18 protein-coding genes, 2 rRNA genes and 1 pseudogene are annotated in these 22,225 nt (G+C 51.0%); 9 read left to right on the plus strand and 12 right to left on the minus strand.

The window, feature by feature from the left end:
• Positions 1-62: 62 nt before the first annotated feature.
• Positions 63-755, plus strand: a complete 693-nt coding sequence (ompL, locus tag OGW13_RS06575; protein ID WP_099433478.1) for a porin OmpL — start codon at positions 63-65, stop codon at positions 753-755.
• Between the two features lie 486 nt (positions 756-1,241).
• Here ompL and OGW13_RS06580 read toward each other — a convergent pair whose 3' ends face one another.
• Together OGW13_RS06580 and typA are read right to left on the minus strand one after the other, a co-directional pair.
• Positions 1,242-1,943: a DUF2778 domain-containing protein gene (locus tag OGW13_RS06580; protein WP_224788373.1), complete on the minus strand. Its 702-nt coding sequence runs from the start codon at positions 1,941-1,943 to the stop codon at positions 1,242-1,244.
• Between the two features lie 165 nt (positions 1,944-2,108).
• On the minus strand, positions 2,109-3,932 hold the full coding sequence (gene typA / locus OGW13_RS06585) for a ribosome-dependent GTPase TypA (RefSeq protein ID WP_042325427.1): 1,824 nt from the start codon (positions 3,930-3,932) through the stop codon (positions 2,109-2,111).
• A 376-nt stretch (positions 3,933-4,308) separates the two neighbouring features.
• Here typA and glnA point away from each other — a divergent pair, with 376 nt between their 5' ends.
• The 4 genes from glnA to OGW13_RS06605 all read left to right on the plus strand — a co-directional run bounded on the left by glnA (position 4,309) and on the right by OGW13_RS06605 (position 8,680).
• Entirely contained in the window at positions 4,309-5,718 is a 1,410-nt protein-coding gene (gene glnA, locus OGW13_RS06590) for a glutamate--ammonia ligase (protein ID WP_042325425.1), read from the plus strand.
• A 273-nt stretch (positions 5,719-5,991) separates the two neighbouring features.
• The gene (gene glnL, locus OGW13_RS06595) at positions 5,992-7,041 is read left to right on the plus strand and encodes a nitrogen regulation protein NR(II) (protein WP_042998848.1); all 1,050 of its coding nucleotides are present in this window, start codon (positions 5,992-5,994) and stop codon (positions 7,039-7,041) included.
• Between the two features lie 8 nt (positions 7,042-7,049).
• A complete protein-coding gene (gene glnG / locus OGW13_RS06600) occupies positions 7,050-8,459 on the plus strand; it encodes a nitrogen regulation protein NR(I) (RefSeq protein ID WP_287115825.1) in 1,410 nt (469 codons plus the stop codon).
• A 110-nt stretch (positions 8,460-8,569) separates the two neighbouring features.
• Positions 8,570-8,680 (plus strand): YshB family small membrane protein, encoded by a 111-nt coding sequence (locus OGW13_RS06605; RefSeq protein ID WP_090050632.1) that lies wholly within the window; start codon positions 8,570-8,572, stop codon positions 8,678-8,680.
• Positions 8,681-8,768: 88 nt separating this feature from the next.
• Here the strand turns inward: OGW13_RS06605 and hemN are convergent, their stop codons facing one another.
• The 3 genes and pseudogenes from hemN to OGW13_RS25685 form a co-directional block, all read right to left on the minus strand.
• Positions 8,769-10,142: an oxygen-independent coproporphyrinogen III oxidase gene (gene hemN / locus OGW13_RS06610; protein ID WP_044257149.1), complete on the minus strand. Its 1,374-nt coding sequence runs from the start codon at positions 10,140-10,142 to the stop codon at positions 8,769-8,771.
• Between the two features lie 187 nt (positions 10,143-10,329).
• Positions 10,330-10,839 carry a Der GTPase-activating protein YihI gene (yihI, locus tag OGW13_RS06615; RefSeq protein ID WP_061069443.1) on the minus strand — a complete coding sequence of 170 codons (510 nt, stop codon included), beginning with the start codon at positions 10,837-10,839 and terminating at the stop codon, positions 10,330-10,332.
• Between the two features lie 103 nt (positions 10,840-10,942).
• Positions 10,943-11,204 (minus strand): annotated as a pseudogene (locus OGW13_RS25685) (hypothetical protein).
• A gap of 213 nt (positions 11,205-11,417) precedes the next feature.
• Here OGW13_RS25685 and yihA point away from each other — a divergent pair.
• Positions 11,418-12,050 carry a ribosome biogenesis GTP-binding protein YihA/YsxC gene (gene yihA / locus OGW13_RS06620; protein ID WP_042998843.1) on the plus strand — a complete coding sequence of 211 codons (633 nt, stop codon included), beginning with the start codon at positions 11,418-11,420 and terminating at the stop codon, positions 12,048-12,050.
• A gap of 119 nt (positions 12,051-12,169) precedes the next feature.
• On the opposite strand, the gene spfP is transcribed toward yihA, so the two are convergent.
• Positions 12,170-12,217: a small protein SpfP gene (spfP, locus tag OGW13_RS25825; RefSeq protein ID WP_071892919.1), complete on the minus strand. Its 48-nt coding sequence runs from the start codon at positions 12,215-12,217 to the stop codon at positions 12,170-12,172.
• A 166-nt stretch (positions 12,218-12,383) separates the two neighbouring features.
• Positions 12,384-15,170 carry a DNA polymerase I gene (gene polA / locus OGW13_RS06625; RefSeq protein ID WP_042998842.1) on the minus strand — a complete coding sequence of 929 codons (2,787 nt, stop codon included), beginning with the start codon at positions 15,168-15,170 and terminating at the stop codon, positions 12,384-12,386.
• 364 nt (positions 15,171-15,534) lie between these two features.
• Between polA and yihG the strand changes: the two genes are divergently transcribed.
• Positions 15,535-16,470 carry a 1-acylglycerol-3-phosphate O-acyltransferase, YihG family gene (gene yihG, locus OGW13_RS06630; protein ID WP_043001789.1) on the plus strand — a complete coding sequence of 312 codons (936 nt, stop codon included), beginning with the start codon at positions 15,535-15,537 and terminating at the stop codon, positions 16,468-16,470.
• A 12-nt stretch (positions 16,471-16,482) separates the two neighbouring features.
• On the opposite strand, the gene dsbA is transcribed toward yihG, so the two are convergent.
• From dsbA to OGW13_RS06645, 3 genes are all read right to left on the minus strand, one after another.
• A complete protein-coding gene (gene dsbA / locus OGW13_RS06635; RefSeq protein WP_042325410.1) occupies positions 16,483-17,106 on the minus strand; it encodes a thiol:disulfide interchange protein DsbA in 624 nt (207 codons plus the stop codon).
• Positions 17,107-17,120: 14 nt separating this feature from the next.
• Positions 17,121-18,107, minus strand: a complete 987-nt coding sequence (locus OGW13_RS06640; protein WP_044265132.1) for a serine/threonine protein kinase — start codon at positions 18,105-18,107, stop codon at positions 17,121-17,123.
• 76 nt (positions 18,108-18,183) lie between these two features.
• Entirely contained in the window at positions 18,184-18,453 is a 270-nt protein-coding gene (locus tag OGW13_RS06645; RefSeq protein ID WP_042325406.1) for a YihD family protein, read from the minus strand.
• A gap of 69 nt (positions 18,454-18,522) precedes the next feature.
• Between OGW13_RS06645 and mobA the strand changes: the two genes are divergently transcribed.
• Both mobA and mobB read left to right on the plus strand, forming a co-directional pair.
• Positions 18,523-19,107 (plus strand): molybdenum cofactor guanylyltransferase MobA, encoded by a 585-nt coding sequence (gene mobA / locus OGW13_RS06650; RefSeq protein WP_104445878.1) that lies wholly within the window; start codon positions 18,523-18,525, stop codon positions 19,105-19,107.
• Positions 19,104-19,607 carry a molybdopterin-guanine dinucleotide biosynthesis protein MobB gene (mobB, locus tag OGW13_RS06655; protein ID WP_072011058.1) on the plus strand — a complete coding sequence of 168 codons (504 nt, stop codon included), beginning with the start codon at positions 19,104-19,106 and terminating at the stop codon, positions 19,605-19,607. The genes mobA and mobB overlap by 4 nt, the downstream gene beginning before the upstream one ends.
• Positions 19,608-19,709: 102 nt before the next feature.
• Here mobB and rrf read toward each other — a convergent pair.
• Positions 19,710-19,825 (minus strand): 5S ribosomal RNA (gene rrf, locus OGW13_RS06660).
• A 96-nt stretch (positions 19,826-19,921) separates the two neighbouring features.
• A 23S ribosomal RNA gene (locus OGW13_RS06665) occupies positions 19,922-22,225 on the minus strand; the annotation flags it as partial.

Genomic DNA, 22,225 nt, shown 5'->3' on the forward strand with positions numbered 1-22,225 from the left:
TCTTGCCGCTATTTCCATCCAGATGGATGGCGGCTTCCCTACGCTTAAAAAATGGATTTATGATGAAAACATTACATACTCTCATTCTGTTATCTTCAGTGATATCCACCTCTGTAGTTGCTGGCGCTTATGTCGAAAACCGGGAGGCGTATAATCTGGCATCCGATCAACAAGAGATCATGCTGCGCGTTGGCTATAACTTTGACATGGGTGCGGGCATTATGCTCACTAATACCTATACGCTCCAGCGTGAAGACGAGTTAAAACACGGCTATAACGAGATCGAGGGCTGGTATCCGCTCTTCAAACCCACGGATAGATTAACGATCCAACCTGGCGGGTTGATTACCGACAAGAGTATTGGCTCCAGCGGCGCGGTGTATCTGGACGTGAATTACAAGTTTACACCGTGGTTTAATCTGACGGTGCGTAACCGCTACAACCATAATAATTACAGCTCGGTCGATTTAAATGGCGATCGTGATAATAACGATACCTATGAGATCGGCAACTACTGGAACTTTATTATTACCGATAAATTCTCGTATACCTTTGAACCCCACTATTTTATGCGGGTGAATGATTTTAATAGTAGCAATGGCAAGGATCATCACTGGGAAATTACGAATACCTTCCGTTATCGGATCAACCAGAACTGGCTGCCCTACTTCGAACTGCGCTGGCTGGACCGGAACGTAGAACCCTATCACCGCGAACAAAATCAGATTCGCGTTGGGGTTAAATATTTCTTCTAATCTGTACCAGATGAGGGCCACTAAAGGCCCTCACTTAAGAAGTGAATAAACTATTTCCTGATAAATAGGCATTTTATTTTTAAATATCTGGTTAATATTAAATCTAGTACCCAAGTTATGCTCAGAGCAATCAATGATGAAAAAGCCAAATAGATAGTCACTTCATAGTTAACAAGAAAATAGTTTCTGTTATATTCATCCAAACTCAGGAAGGAATACAGCCATGAAACAAAACCTTCAATTATACTAAGCATATCTATTATCAATGGGATATAGCTAAACGTCAATAAATAAACTATACCGCCAGCAACAGTTTTATAATCTACTGGGTGGAAAAAACGCAGCATCAAAAAATATATAAAAAAACAACAAGTCACAAAATAAATTATAAACAAATCAAGATAATAACCATGTGGGTTCAGATAATATATCAAAATCGCCCATACGAATGAGACGGAAGTAGATATTATAAACAGTAAAATATAGCTAATATTTGTCATATCTATTATCCGAAACAGTAATTATGCCATAGGCTTCAAGTTGACTCCCCGGCACTTTTTGTTTATTGGCACGTAAAAGATCGCGTCTCAATTTATTAAAATCTTCTCTATGGTAAAATGTTATACAACCGTCTGAAACTCCGGTACCATCTGGCCGCAACGGATGTAATCTAAAAGAAGAGCGCTCTTGTAAATTATAGGTAAAAGGACGCTCGTTAATACCTGAAAAGTTTTCACTAGCATTTTTCACTAGTGCCCTTTTCTGATAAACTGATATATTAAGTTTTTTATATACTGAATCTTGTTCAGGAGGTTCATGAACCAAAAGAGCGCGGATATCATTTAGATAATCCGATTGACCAACACCTATATAAGACTTAAACACCACAATCGTTTTATCATTTATTAAACTGTCATTTTTAAACAATGCAAACCACTCATCGTAATTATTTCCAGTGCGCCATTCCTTCTCCTTTTGTTTTAATATCGAACCAATCCCCCCAGTGGGACGATCAACGATCCAATACTTTCCAGGAGGTATTGGGCCATTTTTTTCCATATAAGCATCTGGATTATTTTTTAAATGTCCTAAGCCAGAAAAAACATCATATACACCAGAACCAGCACATCTTAACTTTAATGTATTATCCTGAGAAATTTCTCGTAGATTTAATGTACAATAAATCATTGATTCCCTCATAAATATATTAAATATGAATATATCCTCAACAAGAAAGCGCCTATTTAATAGTTATATGGACAAAAAAAAGATAGGTTGATTGAGATCGTAAAAAGGATAAAAAAAGCCCAGATAGATTTTCATCCATCTGGGCTTTACTATCAATGTAAATTATTAATCTTCTTTCGGACCACGGTTCGCGCGGCGGCGATCGTTTTCCGTCAGGTGCCGTTTACGAATACGGATAGACTGCGGCGTCACTTCTACCAGTTCGTCGTCATCGATAAACTCCAGAGCTTGTTCCAGAGTCATCTTAACCGGTGGAACCAGAACCGTGGCTTCGTCAGTACCGGAAGCACGCATGTTGGTCAGTTTCTTACCGGTCAGGCAGTTTACCGTCAGGTCGTTAGAACGGCTATGAATACCGATGATCTGGCCTTCGTACACTTCGGCACCGTGACCCAGGAACAGCTTACCGCGGTCCTGCAGGCTGAACAGTGCAAACGCAACCGCTTTACCCTGACCGTTGGAGATCAGTACGCCGTTCTGGCGCTGACCCACTTCACCCGGACGTACGTCGTCGTAGTGGCTGAAGGTGGAGTACAGCAGACCGGTACCGGAGGTCATGGTCATGAATTCTGAACGGAAGCCGATCAGACCACGGCTTGGGATCACGTAGTCGAGACGTACGCGGCCTTTGCCATCTGGATTCATATTTTTCAGGTCGCCTTTACGCTCGCCCAGTGCCTGCATGACAGAACCCTGGTGCTGCTCTTCAACGTCCAGCGTCACGTTCTCGAACGGCTCTTGTTTACGACCATCGATTTCGCGGAAGATAACTTTCGGACGGGAAACCGCCATTTCGAAACCTTCACGACGCATGTTTTCGATCAGAACAGACAGGTGCAGCTCACCACGACCGGATACACGGAACGCGTCCGCATCTTCAGTTTCTTCAACACGCAGTGCAACGTTGTGCACCAGCTCTTTGTTCAGGCGGTCAAGGATCTGACGAGAGGTAACGTATTTACCTTCTTTACCACAGAACGGAGAGGTGTTGACGTTGAAGAACATGGTGACGGTCGGTTCATCAACAGACAGCGCCGGCAGCGCTTCCACATTCTGCGGATCGCAGATGGTGTCAGAGATGTTCAGCTCGCCCAGACCGGTGATCGCGATGATGTCGCCTGCTTCTGCCAGATCGCTATCGATACGCTCCAGACCCAGGTGAGTCAACACTTTACCGACTTTACCGTTGCGAGTTTTGCCTTCGCTATCCACGATAGTAATCTGCTGGTTCGGCTTCACTTTACCGCGTTTGATGCGGCCGATACCGATAACGCCAACGTAGTTGTTGTAGTCCAGCTGAGAGATCTGCATCTGGAACGGACCATCAAGGTCAACGTCCGGCGCAGGTACGTGGTCGACAATCGCCTGATACAGCGGGGTCATGTCTTCCGCCATATCTTCGTGATCCAGACCAGCAATACCGTTCAGCGCAGAAGCGTAGATGATCGGGAAATCCAGCTGTTCGTCGGTCGCGTCGAGGTTCACAAACAGGTCAAATACCTGATCGACAACCCAGTCCGGACGCGCGCCAGGACGGTCAACTTTGTTGATGACCACGATCGGCTTCAGGCCATGCGCAAAGGCTTTTTTGGTCACGAAGCGCGTCTGCGGCATTGGGCCGTCAAATGCGTCAACCACCAGCAGCACAGAGTCAACCATGGACATGACACGCTCAACTTCACCACCGAAGTCTGCGTGCCCAGGGGTATCAACGATGTTGATACGATAATCATTCCATTTGATAGCGGTGTTTTTCGCGAGGATGGTAATCCCACGCTCTTTCTCCAAATCGTTGGAGTCCATCACACGCTCTTGAGTTTCGGCACGAGAGTCGAACGTACCGGATTGCTGCAGCAGCTTATCAACCAGGGTAGTTTTACCATGGTCGACGTGCGCGATGATGGCGATGTTACGCAAATTTTCGATCACAACTTTGCCTCAGGCATTAGAAATAGCGCGTTATTGTACACGGATTAATCGCACTACAAAACAGGATCACAAACATCCTCCGCAAACAAGTATTGCAGAGTTTCTTTGTGATCGCTTTCACGGAGCGTTAAAAGGGTTATGCACGGTCCATTGCACCAATATGGTGCTTAATGTTCACATTAAAGCACTATACTGGTGCAACATACACGGCATGGTGCAACCCTTTTGCACGATGGTGCGCATGATAACGCCTTTTAGGGGCAATTTAAAAGTTGGCACAGATTTCGCTTTATCTTTTTTACGGCGACACGGCCAATGATTAAAGAATTGAACACCTCGTTACCACGACGACTATGACCAATCTGGAGAGTTAAGTATGTCCGCTGAACACGTTTTGACGATGCTGAATGAGCACGAAGTGAAGTTTGTTGATTTGCGCTTCACTGATACCAAAGGTAAAGAACAGCACGTCACGATTCCTGCTCATCAGGTAAATGCCGAATTCTTCGAAGAAGGCAAAATGTTTGACGGCTCTTCGATTGGTGGCTGGAAAGGCATCAACGAATCCGACATGGTGCTGATGCCGGATGCTTCTACCGCAGTCATCGACCCGTTCTTCGCGGATTCTACGCTGATCATCCGTTGTGACATCCTGGAACCTGGCACCCTGCAAGGCTATGACCGCGACCCGCGCTCTATCGCCAAGCGTGCTGAAGAATACCTGCGCTCCACCGGCATCGCGGATACCGTTCTGTTTGGGCCAGAACCAGAATTCTTCCTGTTTGACGACATCCGTTTCGGCGCGTCAATTTCCGGTTCTCACGTGGCTATCGATGACATCGAAGGTGCCTGGAACTCCTCCACCCAGTACGAAGGTGGTAACAAAGGTCACCGTCCGGCAGTAAAAGGCGGCTACTTCCCGGTTCCACCAGTAGACTCTGCTCAGGACATCCGTTCTGAAATGTGTCTGGTGATGGAGCAAATGGGCCTGGTCGTTGAAGCTCACCACCATGAAGTGGCCACTGCGGGTCAGAACGAAGTGGCAACCCGTTTCAACACCATGACCAAAAAAGCGGACGAAATTCAGATCTACAAATATGTGGTACACAACGTCGCTCACCGTTTCGGCAAAACCGCGACCTTTATGCCAAAACCGATGTTCGGCGATAACGGTTCCGGTATGCACTGCCACATGTCCCTGTCCAAGAACGGTACCAACCTGTTCTCTGGCGACAAATATGCGGGCCTGTCTGAGCAAGCGCTGTACTACATCGGCGGCGTAATCAAACACGCTAAAGCGATTAACGCCCTTGCGAACCCGACCACCAACTCATACAAGCGTCTGGTCCCGGGCTACGAAGCACCGGTTATGCTGGCTTACTCTGCCCGTAACCGTTCTGCCTCTATCCGTATTCCAGTGGTCGCGTCTCCAAAAGCACGTCGTATCGAAGTCCGTTTCCCGGATCCGGCAGCGAACCCGTACCTGTGCTTTGCAGCACTGCTGATGGCCGGTCTTGACGGCATTAAGAACAAGATCCACCCTGGCGAAGCCATGGACAAAAACCTGTACGACCTGCCGCCGGAAGAAGCGAAAGAGATCCCACAGGTTGCAGGTTCTCTGGAAGAAGCACTGAACGAGCTGAACCTGGATCGCGAGTTCCTGAAAGCGGGCGGCGTGTTCACTGATGAAGCTATCGATGCTTACATCGCGCTGCGTATTGAAGAAAACGACCGCGTACGCATGACGCCGCACCCGGTAGAGTTTGAGCTGTACTACAGCGTTTAACTGTATCTTAAAAGCCCGACGAATTTCGCGTTGCGGCAAGGCGGCAACGGAGCGAATCCCCAGGAACAGAGATAACGATGTGACTGGGGTGAGCGAAGGTAGCCAACGCAGCAGCAGCGTGAAAGGCGTCAGGTGTTTTTTAGTTGCCGTGGAAACTTTTAGCCCATCTCACGATGGGCTTTTTTCACCGTCAACAATCTGATCCTTCGCGCTTTTTCTACATAAAAAGCTATAATGCACTAAATTGGTGCAAATTTTTCAGGAGACTGCTGTATGGCAACAGGCACGCTGCCCGATGCTGGGCAGATCCTCAATTCTTTAATCAACAGCATCTTACTGGTCGACGATGAGCTGGCGGTGCATTACGCCAACCCGGCCGCGCAGCAGTTACTCGCCCAAAGCTCCCGCAAACTGTTTGGTACGCCGCTTCCTGAACTCCTGAGCTATTTTTCTTTGAATATCGAACTGATGCGTGAAAGCTTAGAGGCGGGACAAGGGTTTACCGACAATGAGGTCACGTTGGTGATTGATGGGCGTTCACACATTCTTTCGCTCACCGCGCAGCGTTTGCCAGACGGCCAGATCCTGCTCGAAATGGCGCCGATGGATAATCAGCGCCGCCTGAGCCAGGAGCAGCTACAGCACGCTCAGCAGGTCGCTGCGCGCGATCTGGTGCGAGGACTGGCACACGAGATTAAAAACCCGCTCGGTGGCTTACGCGGCGCTGCACAGCTATTAAGTAAAGCCCTGCCCGACCCGGCGCTGCTGGAATACACCAAAGTCATTATTGAACAGGCTGATCGACTGCGTAATCTGGTCGACAGGCTGTTGGGCCCGCAGATGCCGGGAACGCATGTCACGGAAAGTATTCATAAGGTGGCAGAGCGCGTGGTGGCGCTGGTTTCTATGGAATTACCGGCCAACGTCACGCTGGTCCGCGATTACGATCCCAGCCTACCGGAATTGCCGCACGACCCGGAACAGATCGAGCAGGTGTTGTTGAATATTGTCCGTAATGCATTGCAGGCTCTGGGGGCAGACGGTGGGGAGATTGTGCTACGTACCCGTACCGCGTTCCAGCTCACGCTGCACGGCGAGCGCTATCGCCTGGCGGCGCGTATCGACGTCGAAGATAACGGACCGGGGATTCCTTCCCACTTACAGGATACGCTGTTTTACCCCATGGTCAGCGGCCGCGAAGGCGGCACCGGGCTGGGATTATCCATCGCCCGTAATTTGATCGATCAGCATTCCGGCAAAATTGAATTTACCAGTTGGCCAGGCCATACCGAGTTCTCGGTTTATCTGCCGATTCGGAAATAGAGGTGCTTATGCAACGAGGGATAGTCTGGGTAGTCGATGACGATAGTTCCATCCGTTGGGTGCTTGAACGTGCTCTCGCCGGGGCGGGTCTGAGTTGTACGACCTTTGAAAACGGCAACGACGTGCTGGGCGGGCTGGCGAGCAAAACGCCGGACGTGCTGTTGTCCGACATTCGCATGCCTGGAATGGACGGGCTGGCGCTGTTAAAACAGATTAAACAGCGTCATCCAATGCTTCCGGTCATCATAATGACTGCGCATTCCGATCTGGATGCTGCCGTCAGCGCCTATCAGCAAGGGGCGTTTGATTATCTGCCGAAACCCTTTGATATCGATGAAGCGGTAGCGCTGGTTGAACGCGCCATCAGCCATTATCAGGAACAGCAGCAGCCGCGCAATATTCAGATCAACGGCCCGACAACCGACATCATCGGTGAAGCGCCGGCCATGCAGGATGTATTTCGTATTATCGGGCGGCTCTCGCGTTCCTCCATCAGCGTGTTGATTAACGGGGAGTCCGGGACGGGTAAAGAACTGGTCGCCCATGCCCTGCACCGCCACAGCCCACGCGCCAAAGCGCCGTTTATCGCGCTCAACATGGCGGCGATTCCGAAAGATTTGATCGAATCCGAGCTGTTTGGTCATGAAAAAGGGGCATTTACCGGAGCGAATACCATTCGTCAGGGACGCTTCGAACAGGCCGATGGCGGCACGCTGTTTCTTGATGAGATTGGCGATATGCCGCTGGATGTGCAGACCCGTCTTTTGCGCGTATTAGCCGACGGACAGTTTTATCGCGTTGGCGGCTATGCGCCGGTGAAGGTGGACGTGCGAATCATCGCCGCGACTCACCAGAACCTGGAACTGCGTGTGCAGGAAGGCAAGTTTCGTGAGGATTTATTCCATCGTCTGAACGTCATCCGCGTACACCTGCCGCCGTTGCGCGAGCGCCGGGAGGATATTCCGCGCCTGGCGCGCCACTTCCTGCAGGTTGCAGCGCGTGAACTGGGCGTAGAAGCTAAGTTATTGCACCCGGAAACCGAAGCGGCGCTGACGCGGCTGGCATGGCCGGGCAACGTTCGCCAACTGGAAAACACCTGTCGCTGGTTAACCGTAATGGCGGCCGGACAAGAGGTATTAATTCAGGATCTCCCCGCTGAACTGTTCGAAGCCACCGCGCCCGAAAGCCCGTCGCATCTCCAGCCGGACAGTTGGGCCACGCTTCTGGCGCAGTGGGCGGATCGGGCGCTGCGATCCGGTCATCAAAACCTGCTGTCGGAAGCACAACCTGAAATGGAGCGCACGTTGCTGACCACAGCACTACGCCATACACAGGGCCATAAACAGGAAGCGGCACGCTTGCTCGGATGGGGGCGTAATACCCTGACGCGTAAGTTGAAAGAGCTGGGAATGGAGTAACGTCACACGGTTGTGTAAAGATTAATAATTGAGCGCAAATTGCCGTTATTTTGCACTTTACTGTTCCGATGAGTTCAGTATGATCGTGCCCGGCAAACGGGGGACAAAACATGCTGGAATCGATTATAAATCTGCTATCAAGCGGAGCGGTCGACAGCCATACGCCACAAACTGCGGTTGCCGCAGTACTGTGCGCCGCGCTGGTTGGGCTGTTCAGCTAACACTGTGCCGGATGGCGCTATGCTTATCTGGCTTACAGGTAACATCAATCGTAGGCCCGGTAAGCGTTAGCGCCACCGGGCAACGTTTTTATATCACGCGTGAGAACTGCTGCATCCGCGCTTTTTGGCGCAGATACGCATCAAAGCACATGCAAATGTTGCGAATCAGCAGACGCCCTTTCGGCGTGACCTGAATCCCCTTCGTTGTCACATCCACCAGCCCATCTTTCGCCAGCGGCGCCAACAGCTTCAGGTCTTCGGCAAAATAATCCGCGAAGTTCAGATCCCACTGCTGCTCAACTGCGGCAGTGTCGAGACGGAAATTGCAGATAAGCGACTTGATGACGTCACGACGGATACAGTCATCGCGAGTCAGCGCGATACCGCGCCATAAGGCATTTCCCTGCTCATCCACCTGCTGATAGTAGAGTTTCAGCTCTTTCTGGTTCTGGGCATAGCAATCGCCAATCATACTGATGGCAGAAACGCCCATCCCCAGCAGATCGGTGTCACCCTGGGTGGTATATCCCTGAAAATTACGGTGGAGAACGCCTTCGCGCTGGGCAATCGCCAGTTCGTCATCCGGGCGGGCAAAATGGTCCATACCAATAAACTGATAGCCGGTCTCTGTCAGCGAGGAGATGGTTTCCTGCAAAATATCCAGCTTCTGCTGCGCGCTGGGCAGATCGGCATCTTTTATTTTGCGCTGCGCGGCAAACAGCGTCGGCAAATGCGCATAGTTAAAGACGCTCAGACGATCGGGGCTTAATTCCGCAACCCGCTTCAGGGTAAAGGCGAAACTTTCCGGCGTCTGTTTAGGTAAACCGTAGATCAGATCGATATTGGTCGACGTAAAGCCAATGTCACGTGCGTGATTGAGCAGCGCAAAAATAAACTCCTCATCCTGCTCACGGTTAACCAGTCGCTGGACCTCTTTGTTGAAGTCCTGCACGCCCATGCTGAGACGATTAAAGCCTTCCGCGCGTAAATGATCGAGCACATCCAGCTCAATCTCACGGGGATCGACTTCGATCGAAATCTCCGCATCCGCATTGAAGTGGAAATGATTTCGCAGCAGCGCCATCAGGCGACTGATTTGCGCTTTATTCAGGTAAGTCGGCGTGCCGCCGCCCCAGTGCAGTTGGCTGACCTTGCGTCCGGCAAACAGCGGCGCACGGTGCAGAATTTCCTGTTCGAGTGCATCCAGATACTGATCGGCCTTATGCTGCTGACGGGTCACAATCTTATTGCAGCCGCAGAAGTAGCAGAGCTTGTGGCAAAACGGGATATGGACGTAAAGCGAGAGCGGACGCTCAGGATAGCGCGCGACAGCCTGTAAAAATGCCGGTTCGCCAAACGCATCAGAAAATTCCAGCGCGGTCGGGTACGAGGTATAGCGCGGCCCGGAATAGTTATATTTCTGGATCAGGGCCTGATCCCAGTCTATTTGTTGTTCTGACATGCTCACTCCTTCCGATGGCGTCTCTGGCGGGTACGGCGTACCGGCCGCACTCCATTTCGAGTACTAAGCCGGCTGCGCAGCCACTTCTGTCGCCGCGACAACCGCTGTAGTTTAACGAATAACCACACCAGATAACATATAACCGGAAGGGTTATAAGCAGGACGGGCAGGCCCACGGTGTAAACCGTTAGTTACCGCCACGCAGCAGGCGCATCATATCTTCCTGCTTCTCATCATCTTCCTCTTCTTCGTCATCATCGTAGGAGAGGCCCAGCTTCTGCATCAGTTCATCGATGCGATCCAGTTTGGCATCCACCCAGGACTGATCTTCCGCGCTCAAGGTTTCGCCTGCTTCAAGACGTTCTAACAGCGCATCCAGGCGCTCATCTGTTTCCAGTAAATCCAACTCAGCCTGCGGTGAAAGCATAGGTTTCTCGCTCTTCGGTTTGTGCTGTTTGGTGACTTTTTCGGTCACGCCCAATGGAATAGGGGTTTTACTGCCGATGCGTGGATCTTTCTGTTGGTTCTTGTTTTTACCACCTGGCGCCGCGTCACCACCGGTCGCACGGCTACCCGCCGCGTGTCCACGGTGTTTTTTCTGACGCTTGCGGTCACGAGCTTCCTGATTCAGCTCTTCGCGGGTTTTACGGCGTGCCTTTGCAGGGCCTTTGCCGCGTGGTGTAGAAGTGGATTTCATAGTGATTCGTCTTTGGCTGTTTTATTCAGTATATAATTGCGCCGGAATCTAGCAGAAATAAAGAAAAAAGGCGACAGATTGCTCTGTCGCCTTTTCACCTTACTCACAACCCTGAACGGGTCCTACATTCCCTGTCGGCTATCAACGCACCCTGTTTTTCCGTCAGCCTGGAACATTCCGTGTCTTTTCCGTTTCCGTATACCAACGTCTCCGAACGCCTGTCATCCTGACAATCCTGTGTCTTCGCCTCCTGGCGCTCCTGACCCTCATCCTGAGTCGTCTTCCTGTACAGCTATCCTCGCTATGGGGGTTACTCTACTCTTTTGGAGTAAAGTAACAAGTCGTTGGCCGCACAGTTCAGCCATTTTCAGAATATTACATACCTTTTAATAGTATGATTTAGTTGATTTATTTAATTATTTTCTCTGCAATTACTCTGAAATTTCGTATAAGAACAATCGGCAATGTCTCACAATATGCAGGGTTTTTACTCACAACAGACCCATGTCGAAAAATCAGTCTTTTGCTCCTGTTCAGGTATAATCGCGGCAAAGCTTTGACTGACGGAGACGACCGCTTTGATTAACCTGAATTATCAACAGACGCACTTTGTGATGAGCGCGCCTGATATTCGCCATTTACCTTCCGATACGGGGATTGAAGTGGCATTTGCTGGCCGTTCCAACGCAGGTAAGTCCAGCGCGCTGAATACGCTGACCAATCAGAAGAGCCTGGCGCGGACTTCGAAAACGCCTGGCCGCACTCAATTGATTAACCTGTTTGAAGTGGTCGACGGCAAACGCCTTGTTGACCTGCCCGGCTATGGTTACGCCGAAGTGCCGGAAGAGATGAAGCGCAAGTGGCAACGCGCGCTGGGTGAATATCTGGAAAAACGCCAGAGCCTGCAGGGACTGGTGGTGCTGATGGATATTCGCCACCCGCTAAAAGATCTCGACCAGCAGATGGTCCAGTGGGCCGTCGAGAGCAACATCCAGGTTCTGGTGCTGCTGACGAAAGCGGACAAACTGGCGAGCGGGGCGCGTAAGGCCCAACTGAATATGGTCCGTGAAGCGGTATTAGCCTTTAACGGCGATGTGCAGGTTGAGACCTTCTCATCGCTGAAAAAGCAGGGCGTGGATAAATTACGGCAGAAGCTGGACAGTTGGTTTAACGAACTGGCGCCGGTGGAAGAGGATCAGGGCGGGGAGTAATTCATCGCGACGCCGGATAGCGACGCGGTGCGTCTTATCCGGTTTGGCACGCCGACCCTATCTTTCTTTCGCCCATAAAAAACGCCCCAGTCAGAAACTGACTGGGGCGGCTAAAATATTCAGCCAAATCCGATTACGTGAAGTAAAAGGTCTGAAAGATAGAACATCTTACCTCTGTACCCTACGCGAATAACTTTACTCTTTTTTGAGCAGCTCAGAAAGCACTTTTTGTAATTTTTTTTCATTCTTTACATAGGGAATTCCAATACCCATCACAAAAATCGCGCACTTATGTTGCTTAATTACGAAAAAAGCGCGTTATCTCGCGAGCACTTAGTGCGCCTGATCCCAGTTTTCACCACTTCCAACTTCCACCAGCAGCGGTACATCAATGCGTGTGCAGTTCTCCATCAACTGATGGATCTTTTTCGCTACCGTGTCCAGGTCGTCTTTGTGTACTTCAAACACCAGTTCATCGTGTACCTGCATGATCATACGCACGCGCGGTTTTTCCATTTCCAGCCAGCCATCGACCGCAATCATCGCCCGTTTGATAATATCGGCAGCGGTTCCTTGCATCGGGGCGTTAATCGCCGCACGCTCCGCACCCGCTCGACGCGCGCCGTTGCTGGATTTAATATCCGGCAGATAGAGACGACGGCCTTCCAGCGTTTCAACGTAGCCCTGCTCTTTCGCCTGAGCGCGAGTGCGTTCCATATACTCCAGCACGCCGGGATAACGTTCAAAATAGAGGTCCATGTATTTCTGCGCTTCTTTACGCGGAATGTTCAACTGGCGCGCCAGACCGAACGCACTCATACCGTAGATCAGACCAAAGTTGATCGCTTTCGCGCTGCGACGCTGTTCGCTGGTCACGGTCTCCAGCGGCAGACCAAACACTTCGGCGGCGGTGGCGCGGTGAATGTCCTTCCCTTCGGCAAACGCCGTCAGCAGCCCTTTGTCGCGTGAAAGGTGCGCCATAATACGCAATTCAATCTGCGAATAGTCCGCAGAAACAATCAGGTAATCCTTCGGCGGGATAAATGCCTGGCGGATACGACGCCCTTCTTCATTACGTACCGGAATGTTTTGCAGGTTCGGATCGGTCGATGACAAACGGCCCGTCGCGGTCACGGCCTGATGATAAGAGGTGTGCACACGCCCGGTTTTCGGGTTAATCATCAGCGGGAGTTTGTCGGTGTAGGTCGATTTCAGCTTCGCCAGACCGCGATACTCAAGAATCACTTTAGGTAGCGGGTAATCCAGCGCCAGTTCTTCCAGCACTTCTTCAGAGGTTGACGGCGCGCCGCCTGGGGTTTTCTTCAGCGGCTTAATGCCCTGTTTTTCGAACAGGATCGTCTGCAACTGCTTGGTTGAAGAAAGGTTAAATACTTCTCCTGCAATCTCATGGGCTTTCTGTTCCAGCTCCGCCAGACGGAGCGTGATCTCCTCGGAGTGCTTGTGCAGCACCGCGGGGTCGATCTTCACACCGTTACGCTCTACACGAGATAACACCGGTACCAGTGGCATTTCGATGTTTTCAAAGACGTTCAGCGGCCCTTTGTGCTGCTGCAGCTCTGGCCACATTTTCAGATGCAGCTGTAAGGTGACATCGGCATCTTCTGCCGCGTAACGTCCCGCCTCTTCCAGCGCAATCTGATTAAAGGTTAGTTGGTTCTTCCCTTTACCCGCAATCTCTTCAAAAGTGATGGTTTTATGTTTCAGCCAGCGATCGGACAAACTGTCCATATCGTGACGTCCGGCAACGCTGTTCAGAATGTACGACTCGAGCATGGTATCAAAAGCGATGCCGCGCAGTTCGATACCATAATTCGCCAGAATGCCGCGATCGTACTTGAGATTTTGCCCGACCTTACGCGCGTTTTCATCTTCCAGGAGCGGCTTGAGCATCGCCAGCGCACGGTCGCGGGAGATTTGATCCGGCGCATCCAGATAGTCATGCGCCACTGGCACATAAGCCGCCACTCCCGGCTCAATAGCGAATGAGAGCCCTACCAGGTTGGCGGAGATGTTATCCAGACTGTCGGTTTCGGTATCGAAGGCAAACACTGGCGCTTTTTTCAGCTTCGCAATCCACGTTTCCAGCGTCGCTTCATCGAGAATGGTCACGTAATTCTCATAAGAAAGTACGACAGCGGCTTCTTCCGGGGCTTCATCAATGACAATCGTTTCCTGCGGTTTTACCGCCGGTTTTGCCCCTTTTGCTTGTAACCACTTGCCCGCTTCGACATCAGCGGTCCAGCGCTTGAATTCATACTTTTTAAACAGCCCAACCAGTTCGTCAGCCTGGGGTTGTTGCACTTCCAGTTGTTCGCAGGTCAGTTCCAGCTCAACGTCTGTTTTGATCGTCGCCAGTTTATAGGAGAGGTATGCCACCTCTTTGTTTTGCTCAAGTTTACCCGCCATAGTTTTCGCACCACGGAACGTCAACCCGGCAATTTTATCGGACTCAGCATAAAGAGTATCCAGGCCGCCCAGCCCCTGTAGCAATGCCTGCGCGGTCTTTTCCCCGACCCCCGGTACGCCCGGAATGTTATCGGAGGAATCGCCCATTAGCGCCAGGAAATCGATGATCAGTTCCGGCGGCACGCCGTATTTTGTCACCACCTCATCCGGACCAAGAATGGTGTTGGTCATAGTATTGATGAGTGTGATATTTGGCGTGACCAGTTGGGCCATGTCTTTATCGCCAGTACTGATCAGCACCGGGCGCCCCATTTTTTCTGCCTCACGCGCCAGGGTACCAATAACATCGTCCGCCTCCACGCCAGATACAGCCAGCAGCGGTAGCCCCATCGCCTTCACCATGGCATGCAGCGGTTCGATCTGCGCCCGCAGATCGTCCGGCATCGGCGGGCGATGCGATTTGTAATGCTCGAATAATTCGTCACGGAAGGTTTTACCCTTGGCATCAAATACCACTGCGGCATGCGTTGGCTGATATTGCATGATCAGGCTGCGCAGCATATTGAGGACACCGTACATCGCGCCTGTCGGTTCGCCTGCGCTGTTGGTCAGCGGCGGAAACGCATGGTATGCGCGATAGAGATAAGAGGAGCCATCTACAAGGATAAGTGGGTTTTCTGGGATCTGAACCATAATGTCCGTGCCTGTTTATCAGATTATGGATAAAGGATGCCACAGACAGGATGAAAACATGAGTTTTTCACCACATTTGTCGTAATTCTTTTGCAGATCTTCTGGATCGCTCGCAAAGCCGCCTGTGGATAACTTTGTGAATAATTAATTTTCATCGCATTAATTTCAAAACGATGCGTTAACCATCATTTATAATATTCTTTAAATTCAATTAATTATAAAAACGACAGAATAAACCCTTTATGTTTTCATTGAATTACTGAATGTGGATAGATATGGCATGTTTTTCTCTGTCGCGAAGAACCGTCATTTGAGTCATTTTCTGATAAAATCAGCCCCCTTGCGCGACTTTAGCGTACTGTTTATGGCTAATCCTTTGAATAATTTAATCATGGCGAGATTACTCGCTACAGTCACCCTGTTGCTGAGCATTGCATTGACCATTGTGGTCACAATTTTGTGCTCCGTACCGATCATTCTGGCCGGACTGGTAAAGCTCCTGCTGCCCGTTCCGTTCGTCTGGCGCAAGGTATCTCTGTTTTGTAATTTCATGATGTATTGCTGGTGTGAAGGCCTCGCCCTGCTGTTGCATCTCAATCCATGGCTGAAATGGGATGTGCAGGGCCTGGAAGGACTGAGCAAGAAAAACTGGTATCTGCTGGTGTGTAATCATCACAGCTGGGCGGACATCGTGGTACTGTGCGTACTCTTTCGCAAGCACATTCCTATGAACAAGTACTTCCTTAAGCAACAGTTGGCCTGGGTACCTTTTATCGGCCTCGCCTGCTGGGCACTGGATATGCCATTTATGAAGCGCTATTCGCGCGCTTATCTCCTGCGCCACCCGGAACGCCGCGGTAAAGATGTCGAGACTACCCGTCGGTCCTGCGAGAAATTCCGCGCGCATCCCACCACGATCGTTAATTTCGTCGAGGGCTCCCGCTTTACCGAAGAAAAACGTCAGCAGACCCGCTCGCCGTATCAACACCTGTTGCCACCAAAGGCGGCGGGCATTGCGATGGCGCTGAATGTGTTAGGTTCGCAGTTCGATAAATTACTTAATGTTACGCTGTGCTATCCGGAAAACGACCGTACGCCCTTCTTCGATATGCTGAGCGGGAAACTAACGCGCATAGTGGTTCGCGTGGACATGCAACCCATTCAGGAAGAACTGCACGGCGACTACGTTAACGATAAAGGATTTAAGCGTCGTTTCCAGCTATGGCTGAATACGCTATGGAGCGAAAAAGACGTGTTAATAGAAGAGATTAAAGCGACAACTAAAAACGCCGGTCACTGACCGGCGCTGCTTTTATTTCTTACCGACCAGGTATTTCACCGTGTCAGCATATTGCTGAACAAAGATATCCATGCTGCTGGTATCCATGCCCTGCGGATTCACCTGATATTTACCGTTAACAAACATCGCCGGCACGCCCTGCAGTTGCAGATCGGCAGCAGCTTTTTCCTGCTGCGCAACCAGTGATTTCACGACAAAGCTGTTCCACGCGGCATCGTAATCTTCGCCTTTAATACCGGCATCCACGAACACTTTACGGATATCTGCAACGCTCTGCACGGTCTGGGTTTTCTGTACCCCTTCAAACATCGGCACAGTCACTTTATCTTCTACGCCCAGTGCCATCGCGACGGCCCACGCTTGCGTCAGATCCTTGCCCAACGGGCCCAGGAACTCAACGTGGTATTTGGTCATTTTGACGCCTTCAGGAAGTTTTTTCTTCACATTCTCAGAAACATGAAGGACTTCTTCAAACTGGTAGCAGTGTGGGCAATAGAAAGAGAAGAACTCCAGCACCTGCGGTTCACCGGCAACGGGCTTTTCCAGGGTGGTATACTGCTTACCATCCTCGAATTGCGCTGCCGATGCGCTAAAAGCTAAAACCATACCAGCCAGCGCCAGCCAAATCTTTTTCATGATTACGTCTCCGATTAATACATGGGTGTTAATTGTAATGGGGGTTCTTGCAGGACTTTTGCCTGCTCGATAAATGTCGCGGTCTGTCGTTGCCAGTAATCTTCCCCAGTTAACCACGGGAAGTTTTTAGGAAACGCAGGATCGTCCCAACGACGCATCAGCCAGGCAAGATAATAAACCAAACGCATAGCACGTAAAGGTTCAATCAGTTCAATTTCAGATGTTTCGAACTCACTAACTTCTTCATAAGCTTCAATAATCGTTTCAAGCTGCATACGTTGCTCAGCTTTATCACCATTAAGAAGCATCCACAGATCCTGAATGGCAGGACCGTTGCGGGAATCATCTAAATCGACAAACAGCGGCCCCTCGCGCCAGAGGATATTTCCAGCGTGGCAGTCGCCATGTAGACGAAGGCTGTCAAAATTTGTATGCCACCGCTCAGTGACGGCCGCAATCAGTGTATCCGTCGCTTTCAGAAATGCGGCCTTTTGTGCGGACGGAATGAGTTGGGCGTGCTCGAAGAGTTTACGCGGCTCGACGAGGTATTCGTCCAGCCCGATGGTCGGTCGCCAGGTAAATGGCTGCTTACGGCCGGTCTGATGAAGACGCCCCAGATAACGGCCCACCGCTTCCATTTGATCGATATTGTCCGCTTCGAACTGTCGACCGCCTACACTTGGAAAAATCGCGTAGTGGAACCCCTGATGCGATAATAGCGTCTGACCATTAAAAGCCAACGGCGCAGCAACCGGGACTTCATCCTCAAGCAGCTCAATCGCAAACTGATGCTCTTCCAGGATCTGATCAACTGACCAGCGCTCAGGGCGATAAAATTTAACGACAAAACGCCGACGGTCTTCATCCTGGAACTGATAGACACGGTTTTCATAGCTATTAAGCGGGGTAAGACCAGAATCCACCCGGATCCCCTGCTCAAACAGCGCATCCATGATGGTATCCGGGTGTAATGTCTGGAAATTGAAAGTGTTGTTATTCATCCCATCATCCGGAAAATACGTCGAATGATTCAGGATATCATTTCATAACAGCTTCGGTGGCCCCGCTTACAAGCTTTTACTCTTTAATTACGCCACGAGCGCGCAACAGCGCCGTCTTGAAATCTTCCTCGTAATCTTTCTGAATACCGGGAATAACCGCGTCTTTTGCAGAGTCGCGCATTTTCAGGTGATAGATCAGAATGTCGTCGGTTAAATCCGCCAGTTCACCGTCAAAACCTGACTCTTTCGCCAGTTTCTGCAAAAATTGCATCAGGTTAAGGTCGGGCTCTTTTTGCCAGGCTGGCTGGAGGAGTTCAATAACTTCATTCAGGCGTTTACATTTCATGGTCATGCTCCTTACTCTTGAGACAGACACGTTAGCAGGGTCAATCCCACAATAAAAGAGGCGATATCAGTGAATCAGGATAGTGCAATAACAGGGGTTGTACTGGCTGGCGGAAAGGCCAGGCGAATGGGGGGCATTGATAAAGGCTTGCTTGAGCTTAAAGGGAAACCGCTGTGGAAACATGTCGCCGATACGCTGTTATCCCAACTGGAAACGGTGGTTGTGAATGCCAATCGGCATCAGGAAATTTATCGCTCGGGTGGCCTGAAAGTCATTTCAGATGTGATGGCGGATTTTCCCGGCCCGTTGGCGGGCATGCTTTCTGTTTTCCAACAGGAGGCGGGCGACTGGTTTCTGTTCTGCCCCTGTGATACCCCTTTTATCCCGCAAACGCTGGCTGCCCGCTTACGTGCCCGGTGCAATCATGCACCGGTGGTATGGGTGCATGATGGAGAGCGCGATCATCCCACCATTGCGCTGGTTCACCGTTCAGTCCAGCCATTTTTGCAGCGCTATTTACAGTCTGGCGAGCGACGGGTCATGGTTTTTATGCGTCAGGCAGGTGGGCATGCCGTTGACTTCAGCGACTGCAAGGAAGCGTTTGTGAATGTGAATACCCTTGAGGAGCTTGATAAATGGCAGAAGAAACCATGATCCCTCTACTGGCTATCGCCGCGTGGAGCGGAACGGGAAAAACGACGCTGCTCAGGAAGCTAATCCCGGCGCTGTGCGCCGCCGGGATCCGCCCCGGACTTATCAAACATACGCATCATGATATGGATGTGGATAAGCCAGGCAAAGACAGCTACGAGCTACGCAAAGCAGGAGCGGCGCAAACGCTGGTCGCCAGTCAGCAACGTTGGGCATTAATGACTGAGACACCTGAAGAACCCGAACTGAATCTGGCGTACCTGGTCAGCAGGATGGATCATGCCACGCTGGATCTGGTGCTGGTTGAGGGATTTAAGCATGAGGCCGTGCCTAAGATCCTGCTGTTCAGAAGCGATGCAGGGCATGATTTCAGCGAATTAACGCTGGATGAGCATGTGATTGCGGTAGCCAGTGATGTTGTATTGCCGCTTGAAGTTCCGGTGCTGGATTTAAATGATGTGGATGTGATTGCGAAGTTTATTGTGGAGTGGAGTGCGATCTGACGACTTGCCGGGTGGCGGTTTCGCCTTACCCGGCCTACAAAATTCGGTGATCCAGAAACGCAAAAAGCCCATCCGTCAGGATGGGCTCTTCACTTGTTTGATGCCTGGCAGTTCCCTACTCTCGCATGGGGAGACCCCACACTACCATCGGCGCTACGGCGTTTCACTTCTGAGTTCGGCATGGGGTCAGGTGGGACCACCGCGCTACAGCCGCCAGGCAAATTCTGTTTATTAACCCGCCTTTCGCCGGTTAATCTAATCTGTAATCACGCTGAAAATTTTCTCTCAATCCGCCAAAACAGCTTCGGCGTTGTAAGGTTAAGCCTCACGGTTCATTAGTACCGGTTAGCTCAACGCATCGCTGCGCTTACACACCCGGCCTATCAACGTCGTCGTCTTCAACGTTCCTTCAGGACCCTTAAAGGGTCAGGGAGAACTCATCTCGGGGCAAGTTTCGTGCTTAGATGCTTTCAGCACTTATCTCTTCCGCATTTAGCTACCGGGCAGTGCCATTGGCATGACAACCCGAACACCAGTGATGCGTCCACTCCGGTCCTCTCGTACTAGGAGCAGCCCCCCTCAATTCTCCAGCGCCCACGGCAGATAGGGACCGAACTGTCTCACGACGTTCTAAACCCAGCTCGCGTACCACTTTAAATGGCGAACAGCCATACCCTTGGGACCTACTTCAGCCCCAGGATGTGATGAGCCGACATCGAGGTGCCAAACACCGCCGTCGATATGAACTCTTGGGCGGTATCAGCCTGTTATCCCCGGAGTACCTTTTATCCGTTGAGCGATGGCCCTTCCATTCAGAACCACCGGATCACTAAGACCTGCTTTCGCACCTGCTCGCGCCGTCACGCTCGCAGTCAAGCTAGCTTATGCCTTTGCACTAACCTCCTGATGTCCGACCAGGATTAGCTAACCTTCGTGCTCCTCCGTTACTCTTTAGGAGGAGACCGCCCCAGTCAAACTACCCACCAGACACTGTCCGCAACCCGGATTACGGGCCCACGTTAGAACACCAGCCATTAAAGGGTGGTATTTCAAGGATGGCTCCACACGAACTGGCGTCCGCGCTTCAAAGCCTCCCACCTATCCTACACATCAAGGACCAGTGTTCAGTGTCAAGCTATAGTAAAGGTTCACGGGGTCTTTCCGTCTTGCCGCGGGTACACTGCATCTTCACAGCGAGTTCAATTTCACTGAGTCTCGGGTGGAGACAGCCTGGCCATCATTACGCCATTCGTGCAGGTCGGAACTTACCCGACAAGGAATTTCGCTACCTTAGGACCGTTATAGTTACGGCCGCCGTTTACCGGGGCTTCGATCAAGAGCTTCTCCTTACGGATAACCCCATCAATTAACCTTCCGGCACCGGGCAGGCGTCACACCGTATACGTCCACTTTCGTGTTTGCACAGTGCTGTGTTTTTAATAAACAGTTGCAGCCAGCTGGTATCTTCGACTGATTTCAGCTCCACGAGTAAATCGCTTCACCTACATATCAGCGTGCCTTCTCCCGAAGTTACGGCACCATTTTGCCTAGTTCCTTCACCCGAGTTCTCTCAAGCGCCTTGGTATTCTCTACCTGACCACCTGTGTCGGTTTGGGGTACGATCTGATGTTACCTGATGCTTAGAGGCTTTTCCTGGAAGCAGGGCATTTGTTGCTTCAGCACCGTAGTGCCTCGTCATCACGCCTCAGTGTTAAAGTGAACCGGATTTACCTGGAACACACACCTACACGCTTAAACCGGGACAACCGTCGCCCGGCCAACATAGCCTTCTCCGTCCCCCCTTCGCAGTAACACCTGGTACAGGAATATTAACCTGTTTCCCATCGACTACGCCTTTCGGCCTCGCCTTAGGGGTCGACTCACCCTGCCCCGATTAACGTTGGACAGGAACCCTTGGTCTTCCGGCGAGCGGGCTTTTCACCCGCTTTATCGTTACTTATGTCAGCATTCGCACTTCTGATACCTCCAGCATGCCTCACAGCACACCTTCACAGGCTTACAGAACGCTCCCCTACCCAACAACACTTAGTGTCGCTGCCGCAGCTTCGGTGCATGGTTTAGCCCCGTTACATCTTCCGCGCAGGCCGACTCGACCAGTGAGCTATTACGCTTTCTTTAAATGATGGCTGCTTCTAAGCCAACATCCTGGCTGTCTGAGCCTTCCCACATCGTTTCCCACTTAACCATGACTTTGGGACCTTAGCTGGCGGTCTGGGTTGTTTCCCTCTTCACGACGGACGTTAGCACCCGCCGTGTGTCTCCCGTGATAACATTCTCCGGTATTCGCAGTTTGCATCGGGTTGGTAAGCCGGGATGGCCCCCTAGCCGAAACAGTGCTCTACCCCCGGAGATGAATTCACGAGGCGCTACCTAAATAGCTTTCGGGGAGAACCAGCTATCTCCCGGTTTGATTGGCCTTTCACCCCCAGCCACAAGTCATCCGCTAATTTTTCAACATTAGTCGGTTCGGTCCTCCAGTTAGTGTTACCCAACCTTCAACCTGCCCATGGCTAGATCACCGGGTTTCGGGTCTATACCCTGCAACTTAACGCCCAGTTAAGACTCGGTTTCCCTTCGGCTCCCCTATTCGGTTAACC

It is taken from the genome of Citrobacter sp. Ca225 (assembly GCF_030337175.1).
Lineage (GTDB): Bacteria > Pseudomonadota > Gammaproteobacteria > Enterobacterales > Enterobacteriaceae > Citrobacter_A > Citrobacter_A amalonaticus.

Bases quoted from the DNA above. Each gene is read 5' to 3' on its own strand.
- glnL (WP_042998848.1), top strand. From the start codon at position 5,992: ATGGCAACAGGCACGCTGCCCGATGCTGGGCAGATCCTCAATTCTTTA.
- mobB (WP_072011058.1), top strand. From the start codon at position 19,104: ATGATCCCTCTACTGGCTATCGCCGCGTGGAGCGGAACGGGAAAAACG.
- OGW13_RS06640 (WP_044265132.1), bottom strand. From the start codon at position 18,107: ATGAATAACAACACTTTCAATTTCCAGACATTACACCCGGATACCATC.
- OGW13_RS06645 (WP_042325406.1), bottom strand. From the start codon at position 18,453: ATGAAATGTAAACGCCTGAATGAAGTTATTGAACTCCTCCAGCCAGCC.
- OGW13_RS06580 (WP_224788373.1), bottom strand. From the start codon at position 1,943: ATGATTTATTGTACATTAAATCTACGAGAAATTTCTCAGGATAATACA.
- glnG (WP_287115825.1), top strand. From the start codon at position 7,050: ATGCAACGAGGGATAGTCTGGGTAGTCGATGACGATAGTTCCATCCGT.
- ompL (WP_099433478.1), top strand. From the start codon at position 63: ATGAAAACATTACATACTCTCATTCTGTTATCTTCAGTGATATCCACC.
- polA (WP_042998842.1), bottom strand. From the start codon at position 15,170: ATGGTTCAGATCCCAGAAAACCCACTTATCCTTGTAGATGGCTCCTCT.
- yihI (WP_061069443.1), bottom strand. From the start codon at position 10,839: ATGAAATCCACTTCTACACCACGCGGCAAAGGCCCTGCAAAGGCACGC.
- hemN (WP_044257149.1), bottom strand. From the start codon at position 10,142: ATGTCAGAACAACAAATAGACTGGGATCAGGCCCTGATCCAGAAATAT.
- glnA (WP_042325425.1), top strand. From the start codon at position 4,309: ATGTCCGCTGAACACGTTTTGACGATGCTGAATGAGCACGAAGTGAAG.
- yihG (WP_043001789.1), top strand. From the start codon at position 15,535: ATGGCTAATCCTTTGAATAATTTAATCATGGCGAGATTACTCGCTACA.
- dsbA (WP_042325410.1), bottom strand. From the start codon at position 17,106: ATGAAAAAGATTTGGCTGGCGCTGGCTGGTATGGTTTTAGCTTTTAGC.
- OGW13_RS06605 (WP_090050632.1), top strand. From the start codon at position 8,570: ATGCTGGAATCGATTATAAATCTGCTATCAAGCGGAGCGGTCGACAGC.